Here is a 17,160-nt window from a genome sequence, read left to right on the forward strand (position 1 = left end):
CGTCAGAGATCCGTGTGTTCAATCGCGGCCGGAGACGGGCTAACGCTCGGCTGCAATTTCTTTAATGGAGAGGTTTAATGTCAACTTTCGAGCGTCTTTCCGCCTATCGCCCCTATGGGCTAGCCGCTCTCAGAATCATCACCGCGCTGCTGTTCATCGAGCACGGCACGATGAAGCTTTTCGGCTTTCCGGCGTCACAAATGTCAGGTTCGCTGCCGCCGCTGATGTTGTTTGCGGCCCTTCTGGAACTGGTCGGCGGCATCCTCATTCTCGTCGGCTTGCTGACGCGGCCTGTGGCCTTCCTGCTGGCGGGCGAAATGGCGGTTGCCTATTTCATGGCGCATGCACCCAACAGCTTCTTCCCGGCCGTCAACCAGGGTGACGCGGCAATCCTGTTCTGCTTCGTCTTCCTTTACCTGTTCTTCTCCGGTCCCGGCGCTCTTGCCGTCGATAACCGGAAGACGGCTTGAAATGAACATTGTTTGCGGGGCGTTTCGGCGCCCCGCAGCGTTTCGGAATCAGGCGGTGAGCTTGAGGCCGGTGATGCCGGCGACGATCAGTGCAATACAGGCAAGACGGGAGACACTTGCCCCATCGCCGAGCAGCCAAATGCCCAGGAGCACGGTGCCGACCGTGCCGATGCCGGTCCACACCGCATAAGCGGTGCCGATCGGCAGGTACTTCACCGCCAGGCCGAGCAGGACGACGCTCACCACCATGGAAATGACAGTCAGCGCCGTCGGCAGCGGCCGCGTGAAACCCTCGGTGTATTTAAGGCCGATCGCCCAGCCACATTCAAAAAGCCCAGCGAGAAAAAGCAGAAACCAGGCCATACGCCTCTCCTTGTTCAAGAGCGAGGCCGTCCCCGCGACGGTGCATCCTCAGGACGCCGCAGTCGTCTGCGATAGTGCCTATATCAGTGAGGGAACGGCTGTCTTCAAGGTAGGAATCGGCATGGCTGCCATGCCACCCGTTTCTTGCCGGCCGCCAAAGAGGTCATGACTGGCCGCCGGCCTCGGCGGAAAGGTTCTTGGCGCGGCGGCAGAGGCGGTCGAAGGTTTCGAGGAAACGCGAGCGGTCTTTCGGGCTGAAGGCGGCGTTGTAACCTTTGCTTTCCCCGGTTTCGCGCAAATGTGCACCAAGATCGCGCATGGCGCTCGCCATGCCGATATTAGTCTCGTCGAAAACACGCCCGGTCGGACCGCTGACGAAGGCGCCGGCGGCGACGCAGCGCACGGCAAGCGGCACGTCGGCGGTAACGACGACGTCGCCGGCGCTGGCGCGCTCGGCGATCCAGTTATCGGCGGCATCGAAGGCATTGGAGACGATGACGTTGTGGACCATCGGGTCGCGGGACGGGCGCAGGCCGGAATTGGCGACGAAGGTGACTTCGATGCCGTGGCGTTCGGCAACCTTCAGGATCTCCGGCTTCACCGGGCAGGCATCGGCGTCGACATAGATCATGGCGTTGTCCTCATGCCGTCTGAATGGCCGGCCGTCTGACCATATCGATATGGGGAATGCCGTCTTCCAGATATTCCTGCGACGTCCCGACAAAGCCGAAGGATTCGTAGAAGCGGCGCAGATGGGCCTGCGCTGACAAGGCAATCGGATTTGCCGGATAACGCCGCTCACAGGCGGTGATCGATTCACGCATCAATGCGTCGCCCAGACGTTTGCCGCGATGGGCAGGCGAGACGACGACGCGGCCGATCTTGGACGGGTCCTGCGGCTCATGCGGTTTGAGGATCCGCGCCGCCGCCAGGAGGTCACCGCCCTCCAGCAGTCTGAGATGCAGGGCATCGATGTCCTTGCCGTCGAGTTCCGGATAGGGACAGTTCTGCTCGACGACGAAGACATCGACCCGCATTCGCAGGAGGTCGTAGAGCTCCCGCGCGGGGAGCTCATCGAGAGTCCTCAGATCGACCCGGTAGCTTGCTGCAGGCATCAATAGACCACCACGCCGCGGATGCTTTCACCCTTGTGCATCAGGTCGAAGCCCTTGTTGATGTCTTCGAGCGGCATGGTGTGGGTGATCATCGGATCGATCTGGATCTTGCCCTGCATGTACCAGTCGACGATCTTCGGCACGTCGGTGCGGCCGCGCGCGCCGCCGAAGGCGGTGCCCATCCAGTTGCGGCCGGTCACCAGCTGGAACGGACGCGTCGAGATCTCCTGGCCGGCGCCGGCCACGCCGATGATGACCGATTTGCCCCAGCCGCGATGGCTGGCCTCCAGCGCCTGGCGCATGACCTTGGTATTGCCGGTGCAGTCGAAGGTGTAGTCGGCGCCGCCGATCAGGTCGCCGCCCCGCTTGGTCATGTTGACCAGATAGGGAACGATGTCGTCGCCGACCTCCTTCGGATTGACGAAATGCGTCATGCCGAACTTCTCGCCCCAGGCCTTGCGATCCGGATTGATATCTACGCCGATGATCATGTCGGCGCCGGCAAGCCGCAGGCCCTGAATGACGTTCAGGCCAATGCCGCCGAGGCCGAAGACGATCGCCGTCGATCCGACCTCGACCTTGGCGGTGTTGATGACGGCGCCGATGCCGGTGGTGACGCCGCAGCCGATGTAGCAGACCTTGTCGAAGGGCGCGTCGGGGTTGATCTTGGCGAGCGCGATCTCCGGCAGCACCGTGTAATTGGCGAAGGTCGAGCAGCCCATATAGTGATGGATCTTGTCCTTGCCGATCGAGAAGCGCGAGGTGCCGTCCGGCATCACGCCCTGACCCTGGGTGGCGCGGATGGCGGTGCAGAGATTGGTTTTGCGCGATGTGCAGGAATAACATTCACGGCATTCCGGCGTGTAAAGCGGAATAACATGGTCGCCCTTCTTGACTGAGGTCACGCCCGGGCCGACATCGACGACGATGCCGGCGCCCTCATGGCCGAGAATGGCAGGAAACAGGCCTTCCGGATCGGCGCCCGACAGGGTGAAATCGTCGGTGTGGCAGATGCCCGTCGCTTTAACCTCCACCAGCACCTCGCCGGCCTTCGGCCCCTCCAGCTGCACGGTCATCACTTCCAGCGGTTTGCCTGCCTGAACGGCTACGGCGGCGCGAACGTCCATCTTCCTATCTCCTGCTAATTTGTCGGTTCCCAACTGCTTGCATCGGCCAAGCTTGACATGGCTGGCGAGCAGGGCTCAAGCGAATTCCATGATGACGGCGTCGACGGCCAGGCTTTCGCCGGCGGCGGCATTGATCTTCGAGACGACGAGATCGCGCTCGGCGCGCAAGACGTTTTCCATCTTCATCGCCTCGACGATCGCAAGCGTCTCACCGGCCTTGACCTCCTGACCCTCGGCGACCGCGATGGACACGACCAGGCCGGGCATCGGACAGAGCAGGAGCCTAGAGGTATCCGGCGGCAGCTTCACCGGCATCAGCCTGTCGAGTTCCGCATGGCGCGGCGAAAAGACCTTGGCGATCACCGACAGTCCCTGCCAGTCGATGCGCAGGCCGTTGAGGACGGGGCGGATCTGCGCGGCCATATCCTGGTCGCCGACTCTGCCGCTCCAGACCGGATCGCCCGGTCTCCAATCGGTGACAACGCTCCGGCTTTCACCCTCGATCTCCATCTCCATATCGAAAGGAATAGTGACGAGGCCATCGAGCAATCTGACAGCGACGTAGCTGTCTCCTGTTTTGACCACCCAATGCTCCCGCAGTGTGGCCGATGCGGCGCGCAGGCGATCGGCGAAACGTTCGCGGCGGTTCGCTTCGATGAGCGAGGCAGACAGCGCGATTGCGGAAAGCACGGCTTCCTCCTGCCGGTCCGGCTTCATCGGCGCGAAACCGTCAGGATATTCCTCGGCAATGAAGCCAGTGGAAAGCCGGCCCTCGCGCCAGCGCGGATGTTTCATCAGCGCCGACAGGAAGGGAACATTGTGCTCGATGCCGTCGACGACGAAGCCGTCCAGCGCCCGACCCATGGCCTCGATCGCTTCGCTGCGCGTCGGCGCCCAGGTGCAGAGCTTGGCGATCATCGGGTCGTAATACATCGAGATCTCGGCGCCCTCGTAGACGCCGGTATCGTTGCGGACGACAATGTTGCCGGTCCTGCCTTCGGCCGGAGGCCGGTAGCGTGTCAGGCGGCCGATCGAAGGCAGGAAGTTGCGGTATGGATCTTCGGCATAGAGCCGGCTTTCGATCGCCCAGCCGTCCAGTCTGACATCCTCCTGGCTGAAGCTAAGCGGCTCTCCCGCGGCGATGCGGATCATCTGTTCGACGAGATCAATGCCGGTGATGAGTTCGGTCACCGGATGCTCGACCTGCAGGCGGGTGTTCATTTCGAGGAAATAGAAATTGCGGTCGCGGTCGACGATGAATTCGACGGTGCCGGCGCTCTGGTAGTCGACGGCCTTCGCCAGCGCCACCGATTGTTCGCCCATAGCCTTGCGCGTTTTTTCGTCGAGGAAAGGCGAGGGCGCCTCTTCCGCCACCTTCTGGTTCCGCCGCTGGATCGAGCATTCCCGCTCGCCGAGATAGACGACCTTGCCATGCGCATCAGCCAGCACCTGGATCTCGATATGGCGCGGCTCGACGATGAACTTCTCGATGAAGACGCGGTCGTCCCCGAAGGAGCTCTTCGCCTCGGAGCGGGCGCGCTCGAAGCCGTCGCGCACCTCGGCCTCGTTCCAGGCAATGCGCATGCCCTTGCCGCCGCCGCCGGCAGACGCCTTGATCATGACCGGATAGCCGATGCCGCCAGCGATCTTTTCCGCGCGCGCGGCGTCCTCGATGATGCCGAGATGGCCGGGCACGGTGGAGACGCCGGCCGCATTGGCGAACTTCTTCGATTCGATCTTGTCGCCCATCGCCATGATGGCCTTCGGCTTCGGGCCGATGAAGACGATGCCCTGCTTTTCCAGTTCGTCGCAGAAAGAGGCGCGCTCGGAGAGAAATCCGTAACCGGGATGCACCGCCTCGGCGCCGGTCGCCTTGCAGGCGGCAATGATCTTGTCGGCGACCAGGTAGCTTTCCGACGCTGCGGCGGGGCCGATATGGACGGCTTCGTCGGCCATTTCGACATGCAGCGCATCCCGATCCGCGTCCGAATAGACCGCAACGGTCGAAATGCCCATGCGGCGCGCGGTCTTGATCACGCGGCAGGCAATCTCGCCGCGATTCGCGATCAGGATTTTCTTGAACATCGAGACTCCACCCAGAAATGCGTTCCGGAGTTTTACGCATAAAACACCGGAACGCACAATCGGGCTTGGAACCGGCTGGCGGGAGACGTGAGATTAAGCCGCTTAATGTCAGGCGACGGCCGCTTCCGCGACCGATTCCTCGTCGATGATGCGCAGCCAGCGGCTGCGCGACGGTTCCGGGCGATCGCGCAGCGTGACCGCGGCCATGATCCCAGCCCAGTGCGGATGGTTGGCGCCCGGCAGCGTTGCCTGCTCGATTTGATGGAGGACGCCATATTCGGGCGGCGACACGGCGATCACCCCGTCTGCGGCGATGCTTCTGAAGATGCGCATCGCAAAATCGACGTCCTGGCGCGTGATGTTCTTGTGGTCGACGGCGCGCGACAGCTTATAGCCGCCGATGCCGTCTGTAATTGCCAGGCGAAGCTGGTCGAGGGCAAGCGCTCTCAATTCACCCGGGACATCGGCTGAAATCTCCATGACGTGAAGAATGAGCTCAAGCTCCAGCGCCGAGTTGACGATGCCGTCGGTCGTGAACATGCGCATGATCCAGGCAACGTTGATTTCATCAAGCGAGCCCTGCGGATAGGTGTAGTGGACGATGAAACCGGCGATCTGCTCTACGAAGAAAGTGTTCCACTCGGTACATTTTTCGGGGCAGGAATTGTTGAGCGCCAACATTGCAACGACATCCTGGGACGTCCGGATGCCTTCGGGGAAAGCATGTTTGCGCAACAGCACGATATCTTCGGCCGTCAGCCGATGCTTCCCGGCCACGACACAGGCCGGAAAAGCGAGACGGAATTCGCTCATGTTTTAACTCCAGGCTTCATCATGAAGCCGGAGACAGTTTTAGCGACTGCGAATTGACGATCCCTCAAGAAGGGGAGTTAACCGGCTGCTGCGCAAATCACGAAGATTTTAGCGATCGCGCCTGCAGCCGCTCTCGCCAGATGATGAAGAGGCCGGATGCGACGATGATGAAAATGCCGATCCATTTGGAGAAATTCGGGAAATCATTGAACAGCGCATAGCCGAGCACGGTGGCCGAGATGATCTCGAAATATTGGAACGGGGCAAGCAGCGACAGCGGTGCAAGCCGGAACGCTCGCACCACCAGCATGTGCGCATATCCTGAGATCGAGCCGAGGGCGAGAAGCAGCGCAAGGCCGAGGCCGGAGGAGGGCAGGGATATGGCGAAGTCCCCATTGCCGGCGCTGCTGCCGACGAGAAGGGCCGCCGCCATGAAGATCGTTCCGCCGATGCCGGCCATCGTCTGCATGGTGAGCGGCGAATCAGCCTCGCCGATCGCGCGATTGAGGAAAAGGTAGAGCGAGAAGAGAAAGGCGCAGGCTACCGGCAGCAGCGCCTTCAGGCCGAAAATCTCGTAACTCGGCTGGATGACGATCATGGCGCCGCCGAAACCGACAGCGATCGCCATCCAGCGGCGCCAGCCGACCTTCTCTCCAAGGAACAGGGCCGACATGGCGGTCAGCATGAAAGGCTCGACGAAATAGATGGCAAATACGTCGGCCAGCGGCATGTATTTGACGGCGACAAAAAACAGCAGGCTCGCTGCCCCGTGCAACACGCCGCGCAGCAGATTCATCCACGGCCGCTTTGCCGAAAGCGCCCTGCGTCCAAAAACAGCAAAGAGAATCGGCAGGGTGCAGGCGATCTGGAAGAAGAAGCGATAGAAGGTGACCTGACCCGGCGACATCGCCTCAAAGGTCGCCATATATTTGGCGATGGCATCCATGGTGGGCAGAATGAACATGGCGCCGGACATGATTGCCATGCCCTGCAGGGAATTTTGGTGGGGCTTTGACATGGCTGCCGATTCTTATGGGAACAGTGCCCATCAATCACGGGAAAGGCGGGCAAATCAAGCCCGTGAAACCCCGCAAACGGTCAGGCGTCATTGACCGTTTCACCAAAAACCGTCTCGAAAGCGGCGCGCAGCCGGATGTCCACATCCGCCATCATGAGGGGAAGGCCGAGATCGACGAGGCTGGTGACGCCATAGGCAGATATCCCGCAGGGCACGATGCCGCTGAAATGATCGAGATCGGGATCGACGTTGAGCGACAGGCCGTGGAAGGTCACCCATTTGCGCAGCCGGATGCCGAGGGCGGCAATCTTGTCTTCAGCCATCGTGCCGTCTGACAGCAACGGCTTTTCCGGGCGGCGAACCCAGACGCCGACACGATCCTCGCGGCGTTCGCCGCGCACGTTCATCATGTCGAGCGTACGGATGACGACCTCCTCGAGCGCGGCGACAAAGGCGCGTACATCCTGGCGCCTGCGCTTCAGGTCGAGCATGACATAGGCGACGCGCTGACCGGGTCCGTGATAGGTATATTCACCGCCGCGTCCCGTCGCAAAGACCGGAAAGCGATCCGGCTGGACGAGGTCGCCCGCATTGGCGCTGGTGCCGGCAGTATAGAGCGGCGGATGTTCCACGAGCCAGACAAGCTCGTCGCCGCCTTCTCCGATTGCCGCCACCTCGCGCTCCATCGTCTCCACCGCCGCCTCATAGGCAACGAGTCCATCGGCGATGCGCCAGCGCACCGGGCGGGTGCCGAGTTTCGGGAGCATGGAGAATTCGAGATCGGTGCGAAGCATGGCCATTCCTTGCCGCCTGTCCCAAATGCCTGACGAAACAGGGGCGGCAGGAGACCTATATGGACCCGTTTTCCGGCCAATTCAAATGCCGTGAAAGGTTTTCAAAAAAACTGTCATATCGCCCTTGTGCACCCCAAATGCTTTTGCTACATGCTGCCCCGCCGAAGCAAATCGGCACCTACCACGATGCGGTCGTGGCGGAATTGGTAGACGCGCAGCGTTGAGGTCGCTGTGGGGCAACCCGTGGAAGTTCGAGTCTTCTCGACCGCACCATCCCTATCAGGGAAACGTTCGCCGAGCGATAATTTCGGCATCCCTTGATCAGCCCGTGGCTATGATCGCTGCCGTTTCTGCAAAGGATCGGCAAAGCATATGGGCATCGAACAATCCATGCGAAAAACGATTCGGCTCTTCGGGCGACTCGCTCGAACTGCGAGATGTTGGGCGGTGGTTTAACCTATTATTAGTTTCGACGAATACATAAGACGCTACAATTTCATAGCTGCGGAAGTCTTGGGGATGATGGAAAAGAAAGAGGCGGCAGGCTGGTCATTCCTCGATACATATTTCGTCCTCGACATTATCGAGAAGGTGCTCCTGGGCTATCTCTTCGTTGCGATCGTTATGCGTGTCATGCCCCAGATGCAGGACAATCGGGCGATCATTGACTGTTTGTTGCTGATTTCGGAAGGAGCCGCCGCCTTTCTGATCCTGACGCGCCGGCCGACTCGGAACGCATCTTTGCGCCTCTTCGACTGGGCGGTCACCGCGATCGGGACGCTCTTCCCGCTGCTGGTCAGGCCTTCGGCAGCGGTGCCGTTCGCACCGCTCTGGTTCTGTTTTCTGGCAATGTTGCTGGGTTTCCTGCTGCAGATATCGGCAAAGCTGGTATTGCGGCGAAGCTTCGGCCTGGTGCCGGCAAATCGCGGCGTGAAGATCGGCGGGCCCTACAGGTTGATCCGCCATCCGATGTACGCAGGTTATCTGCTGACGCATGTCGGCTTCTTCCTGGCCCATCCGAGCTTTTGGAATTTTGCCATTTATGCCACGGCACTTGCCGCACAGTGTCTACGCCTTCTTGCGGAAGAGCGCCTGCTCAGGGAGGATCCTGTTTACGCGGCCTTCATGGCTACGACCCGTTACCGGCTCGTTCCATTGGTGTTCTGAAGCCAGACAGATCCCTGTTTAGAATGAAGGGGCCGATTCTCCGGCCCCTTATTTATCGGATCAATGCGTTGCGCGGCAGGCTTCTGTGCGCGAGGCGCCGCTGTCGGCACCTTTGGTATGGGAGCCGCTCGGGCCGACCATGCTATGGCACGGGGGGAGGGGCTTGATGCTTGCGGTCGCGGTCCTGTCGATCGCCGGTTTCGTCATGGCAACCGGGGCGAAGCCGTCGCTGTCATTGGTGTAATCGCTGGAATAGGCCGGAGCCTTGTGGTTGTTACTATAGTGCACGGGGGCAGGCGGCGCCATCTTGGAGGGCGCAAAGCCATCACTGTCGTTGGTATAATCATCGGAATAAGTCGGCTGAGCGAAGGCAGAGCCTGCAAGGCTGACGGCAAACAGGGACGCGGCGAGGGCAAATTTGATGCGCATGGTTCTTCTCCTCAATCTGTTGTTGCATTCAACAACATAAACCATCCCCGGCGGAGAAGATTTCGCGCGTCAATTGCGGCAATATTGTGAACTGAAGCCGGTCGCTTCATTGCCTTTTGTTCAAATGAAATCACGGTGTTGTTAACGAATTTGACGTTTCCGTTACGGCAATCGCCTAGCAAAATAGACTGCAAGCTACTTGCTCCTGCTACAATCGGAAATTGTTAACTTTTGGTAATGTCCGGAACCAATAGGAGGCGGTGCGCCGCCTCCTGGCGGGTCGTTGATGCGGGGCTTTTCAGTCTTCGTTCGGGATATGCGCGTCAACCCCGGTCAGCTGCAGCTTGTTGCGGACATGGTGAACGCCGTCGACCGAGAGCGCGCCGAGCTCGACCTTGCGGGCAATGCCGATGGTCTCGACCGAGCCTTCGAGGGTGATGACATGACCGTCGGCATGAACCTCGATACTGTTGATATCGACCTCGGGAATGTTTTCGAGAGCGTCGTTCACCCGCGCCTCGAGCTCGTCGCTTTCGTCGCGATCGATCATACCGGCGCGTAACGAATCCTTGAGGCGATTCTCGTTGCCGTCTTGGTCTGTGCCATCGACTCGGAAACCTGTGTTGGGATCGCTGTCGAAATTTGCGGCAGTCTCGCCATACGGACGGTTTGCCGGGTCGCTGCCAGCGGTGCCATCGGCATAGGGCCAGCCGTCATCGAGATTGCGTTCTTCGAGGTCGCGATAATCTTCTTCACGGGAAAGCGCGGGGGCCTCGCGTGAAATCGGGGTCTTGTCACCGATCCTTGCCATTATAGTCGCTCCTAGTTTCTCTCGGGACAACGCCGACAGGGGCGAATTGTTCGGTGTGGCGGGCGTTTTGTCAGCCTTGGGTTTTCTCCCATTTTTTGACGAGGCGTTCGCGTTTCAGCCGCGAAAGCCGCTGCAGCCAGAAGATACCGTCGAGCTGGTCCACCTCGTGCTGGACGCAGATGGCGAGGAAACCTTCGGCGGCCTCCTCATGCACGATGCCGCCGGCATCCTGATAGCGAAAGCGGATCGCCCGTGGGCGTGTGACCTCTTCGATCGCGCCGGGCATGGAGACGCTGCCCTCGGCATGGTTCATCGTCTCCTGCGACCTCCAGGTAATCTGCGGATTGACGTAGAGGCGCACGCCGTCGGCCCGATCGAGCTCTAGCACCGTCACGCGGAGGAAGACGCCGATATGGGCGGCGGTGATGCCGACGCCGGGGGCTGCGCGCATGGTCGCCAGCAGGTCGTCGGCAAGCGCGGGCAGCGACGCATCGAAGGCCGTCACCGGTTTGCAGAGGGTCTTTAGGCCCGGATGCGGATAGCGCAGGATCGGACGGATGGGCATGAAGCGGGCTCCCCTGTCTTTGAGCGGCGGGAAACTATCGCCGGCCGCAGACATTGTCATCACGAAGCACGGTTGGCGCTTTACGACAAGGATGCTTTGAGCTAGCAGGGGCCAAGAATTCCGACCGCGGGAGCCTTGCGCGGGATTCGCTTATCCGCTTGTTGACAATGTGTTTTCGGCCGACATTTGCGAATGCTGTGCGGCAGTCGTTGAAATTCGAACCAGGTGCGAGGGCGGCAGATGACGACGACCGACACGGAAGACCGCATTCGCCGGCGCGATGACGAGGAAGCGGATATCTACGATGAGGACGGTAATGTCCGCGGCGATTTCCTGGCGCTCGTCGGTGCGGCGATCGCCGATCGCGACACGCTGTTCCTGCGCGGGAATGTCGCCCGCCTGCATGAATCCGAGATAGGCGACCTGCTCGAATCGATCCAGCCGGATCAGCGCCTGGCGCTGGTGCGGCTGCTCGGCGAAGATTTCGACATGACGGCGCTGACCGAGGTCGACGAGGCAATTCGCCGCGAAATCGTCGACCAGATGCCGAACGAGCAGATCGCGGCCGCCATCGGCGAGCTCGACTCGGACGATGCTGTTTACATTCTCGAAGACCTCGACAAGGAGGACCGGGAAGAAATCCTCGCCCAGATGCCGTTTACCGAGCGGGTGCGGCTGCGCCGGGCGCTCGACTATCCGGAAAGCTCGGCCGGACGCCGCATGCAGACCGAGTTCGTCGCCGTGCCGCCATTCTGGACGGTGGGCCAGACGATCGACTATATGCGCGACGAGGAGGATCTGCCCTATTCCTTCTCGCAGATATTCGTCATCGATCCGACCTTCAAGCTGCTTGGCGCCGTCGATCTCGATCAGATCCTGCGCACCAAGCGGCAGACGAAGATCGAGCAGATCATGCGGGAAACCAACCATCCGGTTCCCGCCGAGATGGACCAGGAGGAGGCCGCCCAGCTCTTCGAACAGTACGACCTTCTGTCTGCTGCCGTCGTTGACGAGAACGGCCGGCTGGTTGGCGTGCTGACCATCGACGACGTCGTCGACGTCATCCACGAAGAGGCGGACGAGGACATCAAGCGCCTCGGCGGCGTCGGCGACGAAGAACTGTCGGACAACGTGATCTCGACGGCGCGCTCGCGTTTCCTCTGGCTTCTGATCAATCTCGGCACCGCGATGCTGTCGGCGAGCGTCATTGGCCTGTTCGATGCCTCGATCGAGAAAATGATCGCGCTTGCGGTGCTGATGCCGATCGTCGCCTCGATGGGCGGCAATGCCGGCACGCAGACGATGACGGTGACGGTGCGCGCGCTCGCCACTCGCGATCTCGACATTTACAATGCCGGCCGCATCATCCGCAGGGAGGCCGGCGTCGGCCTTCTCAACGGCGCTGTCTTTGCGACGATCATGGGCGCGATCGCCGGCATCTGGTTTCATGACTATCAGCTTGGCGGGGTGATCGCGGCGGCGATGATCATCAATTTGATGGCGGCCGCGCTTGCCGGCATTCTGCTGCCGCTACTGCTCGACAAGGTGGGTGCCGACCCGGCGATCGCCTCGTCGGTGTTCGTCACGACGGTGACCGACTGCACCGGATTCTTCGCCTTTCTCGGCATTGCCACGTGGTGGTTCGGCATCTGACGGTTCGCCGAAATTGACTATTACGTAAAAGTCAATATTATTGCCGGTTCGAGGACGGGGAACACATGCCGGTGAACAAATATTATAGCATAACGGAGCTGACGCGCGAATTTGGAGTATCGACGCGCACGCTCCGCTTCTACGAAGACGAGGGACTGATCCATCCGGAGCGGCGAGGGCGCACGCGTCTTTTCCGGCCGGCGGACCGACGGCTCATTGGAGAAATCCTGCGCGGGCGGCGGATCGGTTTCACCATCGCGGAAATCCGCGAGATCATCCAGGTCTACAAGGAGCCGCCAGGCGAGCTAGGCCAACTGAAACTTCTGATGAAGCGCGTCGACGAGAAGCGTGAGGACCTGCGCCAGAAGCGCAAGGACATAGACGATACGCTGACCGAACTCGACAATATCGAAGAGGCCTGCCTCGGCCGCCTTGCCGAAATCGGCGTTACCACCTGAGACTTGCCGCAGGGTGGCGCCGAACCTTTATTGCGCCTCGGCGCTGCATTCGCCGGCGATCGTCTGGACTCGCTCATCGCTCTGCAGATCGATCTTGCCCGCCTGCAGCGGTGTCAGCAGCGCCTGAGCCTCCAATCTGTCGAGCGTGCACTGGCAGAAGCTGCGGCAGAGGGCTTCGCCTTGCTGCATGACGCAAGCGGAGTTGCATTGCCTAAGGTAAGTTTCGACCGGATCCGGCTGCGGCGGCCGGACGACAAGGGAAAGTCCGTAAGCGATCGCGATCAGCACCGGCTGATGAACGAGGTAGAAGGCAAGGCTGTGGCGGCCAAGCTTCGCCGGCCACCAGGAGCCTGTGCCGATGGCCGCGAGCCGATGCGGCAGCCTGGTTCTGATGGCAATCAAGGCGCTGCTTAAGCCAACGAAAAACGGCGTAGCCCAGGGAAACAGCGGCACATAATCGTTAGAGCGTTGCGGCGTTTCGGCAAGCCCGATCCAGGCGAGATATCTCGGATCGAAGAAGGATGAGCGCAGAAGGCCCGGTGTGCCGAAATTATCGAGAATCCAGGCGGCAAGGAGCGCGACTGTGACGAGGAGCGTGAAGGCGAGCGGCAATCTGACAAAAACGACGCCGATGAGCGTGAGCACCGCGATACAATGCAGGATGCCGAAATAAATCCACGTGTCCAGCATCGCGATGCGGGTAGCGATCGAAATGACCGCAGCCGCCGCGGCAATCATGCCGAAACGTTTCCAGAAGGACGGCCAGCGAATTGTTGGCGTGCTGGAGAGCACCAGGCTGATGCCGACGATGAAGAGAAAGGTCGTGGCGATCGCCCGGGCATAGATCTTCAGCCAGCCGGTCTCGGCCGTGCCCGGCGCCAAATAGGCCATGAACTCCATATCCCAGGTGAAATGGTAGCTCGCCATAGCAATCAATGCGACGCCGCGCGCCGTATCCAATAGGCCGATGCGCGGCGGTCTTGCCACCCCATCGGCCTGCATTGCCGGCATTGTCATCAAAGTCCCCCTGTCAAATCATTTCCGTCGTTCGACGGCGTGTCGCGGCGAATAGCAGAAAGGTGGAGATTTGATGGCGGGCCCGCATCCATGATCGCCAGCCGCGCCTGCGAAAAGAACTGTCGCCGGGTCAGCACGAAGATCACGGTCGCCGTCGTCAGCATGAAGACGTAAGGATTGATGAACCAGCCGAGATAGCCGATCGACAGGAAGATTGCCCTGAGACCCTCGTTGAAATTGCTGCCGGCGATGACATTCATGCGGATGACGCGCTCGGCGGCCCGCTCGGCGGCGATGATGTCGCTCTCGGCTTCGCGCATCATCGGGATGGAGCCGAAGAGGATGGTGCAGTAATTGAACAGCCGATAGGACCAGCCGAACTTGAAGAAGGCATAGCCGAAAAGCGCCGCCAGGCCACCGACCTTCATCTCGAAGGCGGCGTGGCCGCCATGGAGCACGAAGGGCAGGTCGGCAAAGACGGCGTCGACCTTCTCCGTTGCGCCGAGCAGCGCGAAGCAGCTGCCCATCGCGAAAATCGAGGTCGAGGCGAAAAAGGCCGTGCCGTTCTGCAGTCCGGCCATGATCTGCGTGTCGATCATTTTCAGGTCGCGGCGTAGCGAATTGTAGATCCACTCCCGCCGCCGTTCGGTCATCGCGTGGGTCAGGCTGGTGCGGCCGAAGAAGGTGCGGCCCTTCAACAGCCAGGAATAACCCGCCCAGACACAGGCAAAGAAGGCCAGAGCGATATAATCCGCCGTCGTCATCAATGATTCAGTCTCCGCATGAATGCGGCCACCTTACATATGCGCCGCGATGCTGCAATGACCGGCAGGGCGTGCCCGGAACGATATAGCGCTATGAAAAGCGATTCCGATTTTCAGAGCGCTGCGTTAGTGTGAAATGTCGCACCGACTCCATGCGATGTCGGTTCGCCGCTGGGATCCGAAACCGGCGGGGTTTAAATTCGCATTCCAGTGTTCAGAAGGCGCATCCATGTTTCTATCGGTATTCGACGTGTTCAAGATCGGTGTCGGACCGTCGAGCTCGCACACGATGGGGCCGATGTCGGCCGCCAATCGTTTTCTCGACCTGATCCTGTCGAACGAATGGCCGCGTCCGTCATCGGGCGCTCAGGTCGTCGCGATCAAGGTCAGCCTGCATGGCTCGCTCGCCCATACGGGGATCGGCCATGGCACGGGCAGGGCTGTCATTCTCGGACTGATGGGCGAAGCGCCCGACAGTGTCGATCCCGACAGGATGGACGGCATCATCGATACCGTGGAGCGCACCGGCCGCATCACGCCTGCGGGCCATCCGCCCTACCAGTTTCAGCCGAAGACCGATCTGATCTTCGACAAGAAACGGCCGCTGCCAGGCCATGCCAACGGCATGATCTTTTCCGCATTTGACAAGGACGGCCGGCTGCTCCTCAAGCGCATCTATTATTCGGTCGGCGGCGGCTTCGTCGTCACCGACACCGAGCTGGAGCAGATGCGGGCGAAGAAGAATGCGACGGGCGGCGTGCGCGTGCCCTATCCCTTCTCGACCGCCAAGCAGATGCTGGAGATGGCGGAGCGCTCGGGGCTTTCGATCGCGCAGATGAAGCGCGCGAACGAGGAGAGCCAGCGCAGCCGAGAAGAGCTCGATCAGGGGCTCGACCGCATCTGGGAAGCAATGCGCTCCTGCATCGAGCGCGGCCTCAAGGTCGAGGGTGTCATGCCCGGCGGCCTCAATGTCAAGCGCCGTGCCCGCCGCATCCACGACAAGCTGCAGGAGGAGTGGCGCAGCAACCGTGTCAATCCGCTGCTCGCCAATGATTGGCTCAGCGTCTATGCAATGGCCGTCAACGAGGAGAATGCGGCGGGCGGGCGCGTCGTCACCGCGCCGACCAATGGCGCGGCCGGCGTCATTCCGGCAACGATCCGCTACTATGAGCATTTCCACGAGGACTGGGACCAGAACGGCATCCGCGATTACCTGCTGACGGCTGCGGCGATCGGCGGCATCATCAAGCACAATGCCTCGATCTCCGGCGCCGAGGTCGGCTGTCAGGGCGAGGTCGGCTCGGCCGCGGCGATGGCGGCTGCGGGCCTTGCGGCCGTAATGGGCGGTACGCCGGAGCAGATCGAAAATGCCGCCGAGATCGCGCTCGAACATCATCTCGGCATGACCTGCGATCCTGTCGCAGGCCTCGTGCAGGTTCCCTGTATCGAGCGCAACGCGCTTGGCGCCGTCAAGGCCGTCACGGCGGCCTCGCTTGCCGTCAAGGGAGACGGCCAGCATTTCGTGCCGCTCGACGCCTGTATCGAGACGATGCGCCAGACCGGCCACGACATGAGCGAGAAATACAAGGAAACTTCGACCGGCGGCCTGGCCGTCAACGTCGTCGAATGCTGAGCGTGCGAACTCCATAGCTTCACACTTGACGCCCGCCGCCAAAAGGATTTCAACGGCGGCATGGCATTGCATCTCATCAAACTCTGTGTCGGCGCCGACTCGATCGAGGATCTGCGCGAATGGGTGGCGGAGCGCTCGCTGCGCGCCATAGCCGCCGGGCTCGAACCGCATTCGGTTCACACGACGCGCATGGTGCCCAAACGCATGGAGGAGCTTCTCGACGGCGGCTCGCTCTATTGGGTGATCAAGGGACAGGTGCAGGCGAGGCAGAGGCTGCTCGACATCGAAACGTTCACCGACGATGAAGGAATTTCACGCTGCCGCCTGATGCTCGGCCCGGAGGTCGTCGAAACCGCGGTGCAGCCGAAGCGGCCCTTCCAGGGCTGGCGCTACTATACGCAGGACGACGTGCCGCCCGATCTGACGAGCTTGGGCGCCGGGATCGCCGAAATGCCCGCGGAGCTGCGCCGCGAGCTGACAGAGCTCGGCCTGCTCTAATTTTATCGCCCTATGCCGGTTTCGGACAACGGCCTGTGGATTTCAGCGCAGACGCAGTTGCACCGGGGCGCTGCCGTCCGGCGACGTCACATGCAGATGAATGCGGGCTTCCGGCTGCGAATAGCGCCAGGCGCGGGCGCCATGACAAAGCAGCAGATTGATGAGATCCCGGGTCTTGGCGGACTTCGCCCTCGGTCGTTGCAGACCGATTTCGGCAAGTCGCAGAGCCGCTTCGTGCAGCGGATGCAGGGGTGAACGCGCTTTGGCCCCGCCGCGGCGGTCGCCTGGCATTCCCGGAACATTCTCATTGATCGCCATTGTTTTCCCCGTACGCACTACTGATCGAGTTCAAAACCGGTGGCCGGAAACGCAAACACCGA

General features: G+C 61.1%; 20 protein-coding genes and 1 tRNA gene. 7 read left to right on the top strand and 14 right to left on the bottom strand.

The features are described from left to right. Positions 1-77: 77 nt before the first annotated feature. On the top strand, positions 78-470 hold the full coding sequence (locus tag CO660_RS14585) for a DoxX family protein (RefSeq protein ID WP_097599300.1): 393 nt from the start codon (positions 78-80) through the stop codon (positions 468-470). 48 nt (positions 471-518) lie between these two features. Here the strand turns inward: CO660_RS14585 and sugE are convergent, their stop codons facing one another. From sugE to lipB, 8 genes are all read right to left on the bottom strand, one after another. After that, positions 519-833, bottom strand: coding sequence for a quaternary ammonium compound efflux SMR transporter SugE (sugE, locus tag CO660_RS14590; RefSeq protein ID WP_097599301.1), 315 nt, complete (start codon positions 831-833; stop codon positions 519-521). A 163-nt stretch (positions 834-996) separates the two neighbouring features. After that, positions 997-1,464 carry a YaiI/YqxD family protein gene (locus CO660_RS14595; protein WP_097599302.1) on the bottom strand — a complete coding sequence of 156 codons (468 nt, stop codon included), beginning with the start codon at positions 1,462-1,464 and terminating at the stop codon, positions 997-999. A 10-nt stretch (positions 1,465-1,474) separates the two neighbouring features. Next, positions 1,475-1,948 carry a GNAT family N-acetyltransferase gene (locus CO660_RS14600; protein WP_097599303.1) on the bottom strand — a complete coding sequence of 158 codons (474 nt, stop codon included), beginning with the start codon at positions 1,946-1,948 and terminating at the stop codon, positions 1,475-1,477. Then, the gene (locus tag CO660_RS14605; protein WP_097599304.1) at positions 1,948-3,075 is read right to left on the bottom strand and encodes an S-(hydroxymethyl)glutathione dehydrogenase/class III alcohol dehydrogenase; all 1,128 of its coding nucleotides are present in this window, start codon (positions 3,073-3,075) and stop codon (positions 1,948-1,950) included. The genes CO660_RS14600 and CO660_RS14605 overlap by 1 nt, the downstream gene beginning before the upstream one ends. Before the next feature lie 75 nt (positions 3,076-3,150). Beyond that, positions 3,151-5,160 (bottom strand): acetyl/propionyl/methylcrotonyl-CoA carboxylase subunit alpha, encoded by a 2,010-nt coding sequence (locus CO660_RS14610; protein WP_097599305.1) that lies wholly within the window; start codon positions 5,158-5,160, stop codon positions 3,151-3,153. Positions 5,161-5,268: 108 nt separating this feature from the next. Continuing rightward, complete coding sequence (locus CO660_RS14615) at positions 5,269-5,973, bottom strand: hypothetical protein (RefSeq protein ID WP_097599306.1); 705 nt, start codon at positions 5,971-5,973, stop codon at positions 5,269-5,271. Between the two features lie 97 nt (positions 5,974-6,070). Next, complete coding sequence (locus CO660_RS14620; RefSeq protein WP_097599307.1) at positions 6,071-6,991, bottom strand: DMT family transporter; 921 nt, start codon at positions 6,989-6,991, stop codon at positions 6,071-6,073. An 80-nt stretch (positions 6,992-7,071) separates the two neighbouring features. Next, a complete protein-coding gene (lipB, locus tag CO660_RS14625) occupies positions 7,072-7,791 on the bottom strand; it encodes a lipoyl(octanoyl) transferase LipB (RefSeq protein ID WP_097599308.1) in 720 nt (239 codons plus the stop codon). A gap of 182 nt (positions 7,792-7,973) precedes the next feature. Here lipB and CO660_RS14630 point away from each other — a divergent pair. Beyond that, a tRNA-Leu gene (locus CO660_RS14630) sits at positions 7,974-8,058 on the top strand. A gap of 249 nt (positions 8,059-8,307) precedes the next feature. Then, the gene (locus CO660_RS14635; protein ID WP_097599377.1) at positions 8,308-8,952 is read left to right on the top strand and encodes a methyltransferase; all 645 of its coding nucleotides are present in this window, start codon (positions 8,308-8,310) and stop codon (positions 8,950-8,952) included. Positions 8,953-9,012: 60 nt separating this feature from the next. Here CO660_RS14635 and CO660_RS14640 read toward each other — a convergent pair whose 3' ends face one another. From CO660_RS14640 to CO660_RS14650, 3 genes are all read right to left on the bottom strand, one after another. Next, the gene (locus CO660_RS14640; protein WP_097599309.1) at positions 9,013-9,381 is read right to left on the bottom strand and encodes a hypothetical protein; all 369 of its coding nucleotides are present in this window, start codon (positions 9,379-9,381) and stop codon (positions 9,013-9,015) included. A 298-nt stretch (positions 9,382-9,679) separates the two neighbouring features. Continuing rightward, entirely contained in the window at positions 9,680-10,192 is a 513-nt protein-coding gene (locus CO660_RS14645) for a BON domain-containing protein (protein ID WP_097599310.1), read from the bottom strand. 70 nt (positions 10,193-10,262) lie between these two features. Continuing rightward, positions 10,263-10,757, bottom strand: coding sequence for a peptide deformylase (locus tag CO660_RS14650; protein WP_097599311.1), 495 nt, complete (start codon positions 10,755-10,757; stop codon positions 10,263-10,265). A 240-nt stretch (positions 10,758-10,997) separates the two neighbouring features. On the opposite strand from CO660_RS14650, the gene mgtE reads away from it, so the two are divergent. Both mgtE and CO660_RS14660 read left to right on the top strand, forming a co-directional pair. Continuing rightward, on the top strand, positions 10,998-12,410 hold the full coding sequence (gene mgtE, locus CO660_RS14655; RefSeq protein WP_085778252.1) for a magnesium transporter: 1,413 nt from the start codon (positions 10,998-11,000) through the stop codon (positions 12,408-12,410). Positions 12,411-12,475: 65 nt separating this feature from the next. Continuing rightward, positions 12,476-12,868 (top strand): MerR family DNA-binding transcriptional regulator, encoded by a 393-nt coding sequence (locus CO660_RS14660; protein WP_011425479.1) that lies wholly within the window; start codon positions 12,476-12,478, stop codon positions 12,866-12,868. Positions 12,869-12,895: 27 nt separating this feature from the next. On the opposite strand, the gene CO660_RS14665 is transcribed toward CO660_RS14660, so the two are convergent. Both CO660_RS14665 and CO660_RS14670 read right to left on the bottom strand, forming a co-directional pair. Then, on the bottom strand, positions 12,896-13,885 hold the full coding sequence (locus CO660_RS14665) for a DUF1624 domain-containing protein (protein WP_097599312.1): 990 nt from the start codon (positions 13,883-13,885) through the stop codon (positions 12,896-12,898). Beyond that, complete coding sequence (locus CO660_RS14670; protein ID WP_097599313.1) at positions 13,885-14,649, bottom strand: DUF599 domain-containing protein; 765 nt, start codon at positions 14,647-14,649, stop codon at positions 13,885-13,887. The genes CO660_RS14665 and CO660_RS14670 overlap by 1 nt, the downstream gene beginning before the upstream one ends. A 229-nt stretch (positions 14,650-14,878) precedes the next feature. Here CO660_RS14670 and CO660_RS14675 point away from each other — a divergent pair, with 229 nt between their 5' ends. Both CO660_RS14675 and CO660_RS14680 read left to right on the top strand, forming a co-directional pair. Then, a complete protein-coding gene (locus tag CO660_RS14675) occupies positions 14,879-16,282 on the top strand; it encodes an L-serine ammonia-lyase (protein ID WP_097599314.1) in 1,404 nt (467 codons plus the stop codon). A 60-nt stretch (positions 16,283-16,342) separates the two neighbouring features. Next, the gene (locus CO660_RS14680) at positions 16,343-16,780 is read left to right on the top strand and encodes a DUF1489 family protein (protein WP_097599315.1); all 438 of its coding nucleotides are present in this window, start codon (positions 16,343-16,345) and stop codon (positions 16,778-16,780) included. Positions 16,781-16,822: 42 nt separating this feature from the next. Here CO660_RS14680 and CO660_RS14685 read toward each other — a convergent pair whose 3' ends face one another. Then, entirely contained in the window at positions 16,823-17,098 is a 276-nt protein-coding gene (locus CO660_RS14685; protein WP_097599316.1) for a hypothetical protein, read from the bottom strand. Between the last annotated feature and the right edge of the window lie 62 nt (positions 17,099-17,160).

The sequence above is a fragment of the Rhizobium sp. L9 genome (assembly GCF_002531885.1).
Classification (GTDB): Bacteria; Pseudomonadota; Alphaproteobacteria; order Rhizobiales; family Rhizobiaceae; genus Rhizobium.

Excerpts from the sequence above, each read along its gene's own strand:
- CO660_RS14595 (WP_097599302.1), bottom strand. The coding sequence starts at position 1,464 with ATGATCTATGTCGACGCCGATGCCTGCCCGGTGAAGCCGGAGATCCTG.
- CO660_RS14620 (WP_097599307.1), bottom strand. The coding sequence starts at position 6,991 with ATGTCAAAGCCCCACCAAAATTCCCTGCAGGGCATGGCAATCATGTCC.
- CO660_RS14675 (WP_097599314.1), top strand. The coding sequence starts at position 14,879 with ATGTTTCTATCGGTATTCGACGTGTTCAAGATCGGTGTCGGACCGTCG.
- CO660_RS14670 (WP_097599313.1), bottom strand. The coding sequence starts at position 14,649 with ATGACGACGGCGGATTATATCGCTCTGGCCTTCTTTGCCTGTGTCTGG.
- mgtE (WP_085778252.1), top strand. The coding sequence starts at position 10,998 with ATGACGACGACCGACACGGAAGACCGCATTCGCCGGCGCGATGACGAG.
- lipB (WP_097599308.1), bottom strand. The coding sequence starts at position 7,791 with ATGGCCATGCTTCGCACCGATCTCGAATTCTCCATGCTCCCGAAACTC.
- sugE (WP_097599301.1), bottom strand. The coding sequence starts at position 833 with ATGGCCTGGTTTCTGCTTTTTCTCGCTGGGCTTTTTGAATGTGGCTGG.
- CO660_RS14640 (WP_097599309.1), bottom strand. The coding sequence starts at position 9,381 with ATGCGCATCAAATTTGCCCTCGCCGCGTCCCTGTTTGCCGTCAGCCTT.
- CO660_RS14650 (WP_097599311.1), bottom strand. The coding sequence starts at position 10,757 with ATGCCCATCCGTCCGATCCTGCGCTATCCGCATCCGGGCCTAAAGACC.
- CO660_RS14645 (WP_097599310.1), bottom strand. The coding sequence starts at position 10,192 with ATGGCAAGGATCGGTGACAAGACCCCGATTTCACGCGAGGCCCCCGCG.
- CO660_RS14635 (WP_097599377.1), top strand. The coding sequence starts at position 8,308 with ATGGAAAAGAAAGAGGCGGCAGGCTGGTCATTCCTCGATACATATTTC.
- CO660_RS14660 (WP_011425479.1), top strand. The coding sequence starts at position 12,476 with ATGCCGGTGAACAAATATTATAGCATAACGGAGCTGACGCGCGAATTT.
- CO660_RS14615 (WP_097599306.1), bottom strand. The coding sequence starts at position 5,973 with ATGAGCGAATTCCGTCTCGCTTTTCCGGCCTGTGTCGTGGCCGGGAAG.
- CO660_RS14600 (WP_097599303.1), bottom strand. The coding sequence starts at position 1,948 with ATGCCTGCAGCAAGCTACCGGGTCGATCTGAGGACTCTCGATGAGCTC.
- CO660_RS14610 (WP_097599305.1), bottom strand. The coding sequence starts at position 5,160 with ATGTTCAAGAAAATCCTGATCGCGAATCGCGGCGAGATTGCCTGCCGC.
- CO660_RS14605 (WP_097599304.1), bottom strand. The coding sequence starts at position 3,075 with ATGGACGTTCGCGCCGCCGTAGCCGTTCAGGCAGGCAAACCGCTGGAA.
- CO660_RS14685 (WP_097599316.1), bottom strand. The coding sequence starts at position 17,098 with ATGGCGATCAATGAGAATGTTCCGGGAATGCCAGGCGACCGCCGCGGC.
- CO660_RS14665 (WP_097599312.1), bottom strand. The coding sequence starts at position 13,885 with ATGACAATGCCGGCAATGCAGGCCGATGGGGTGGCAAGACCGCCGCGC.
- CO660_RS14585 (WP_097599300.1), top strand. The coding sequence starts at position 78 with ATGTCAACTTTCGAGCGTCTTTCCGCCTATCGCCCCTATGGGCTAGCC.
- CO660_RS14680 (WP_097599315.1), top strand. The coding sequence starts at position 16,343 with ATGGCATTGCATCTCATCAAACTCTGTGTCGGCGCCGACTCGATCGAG.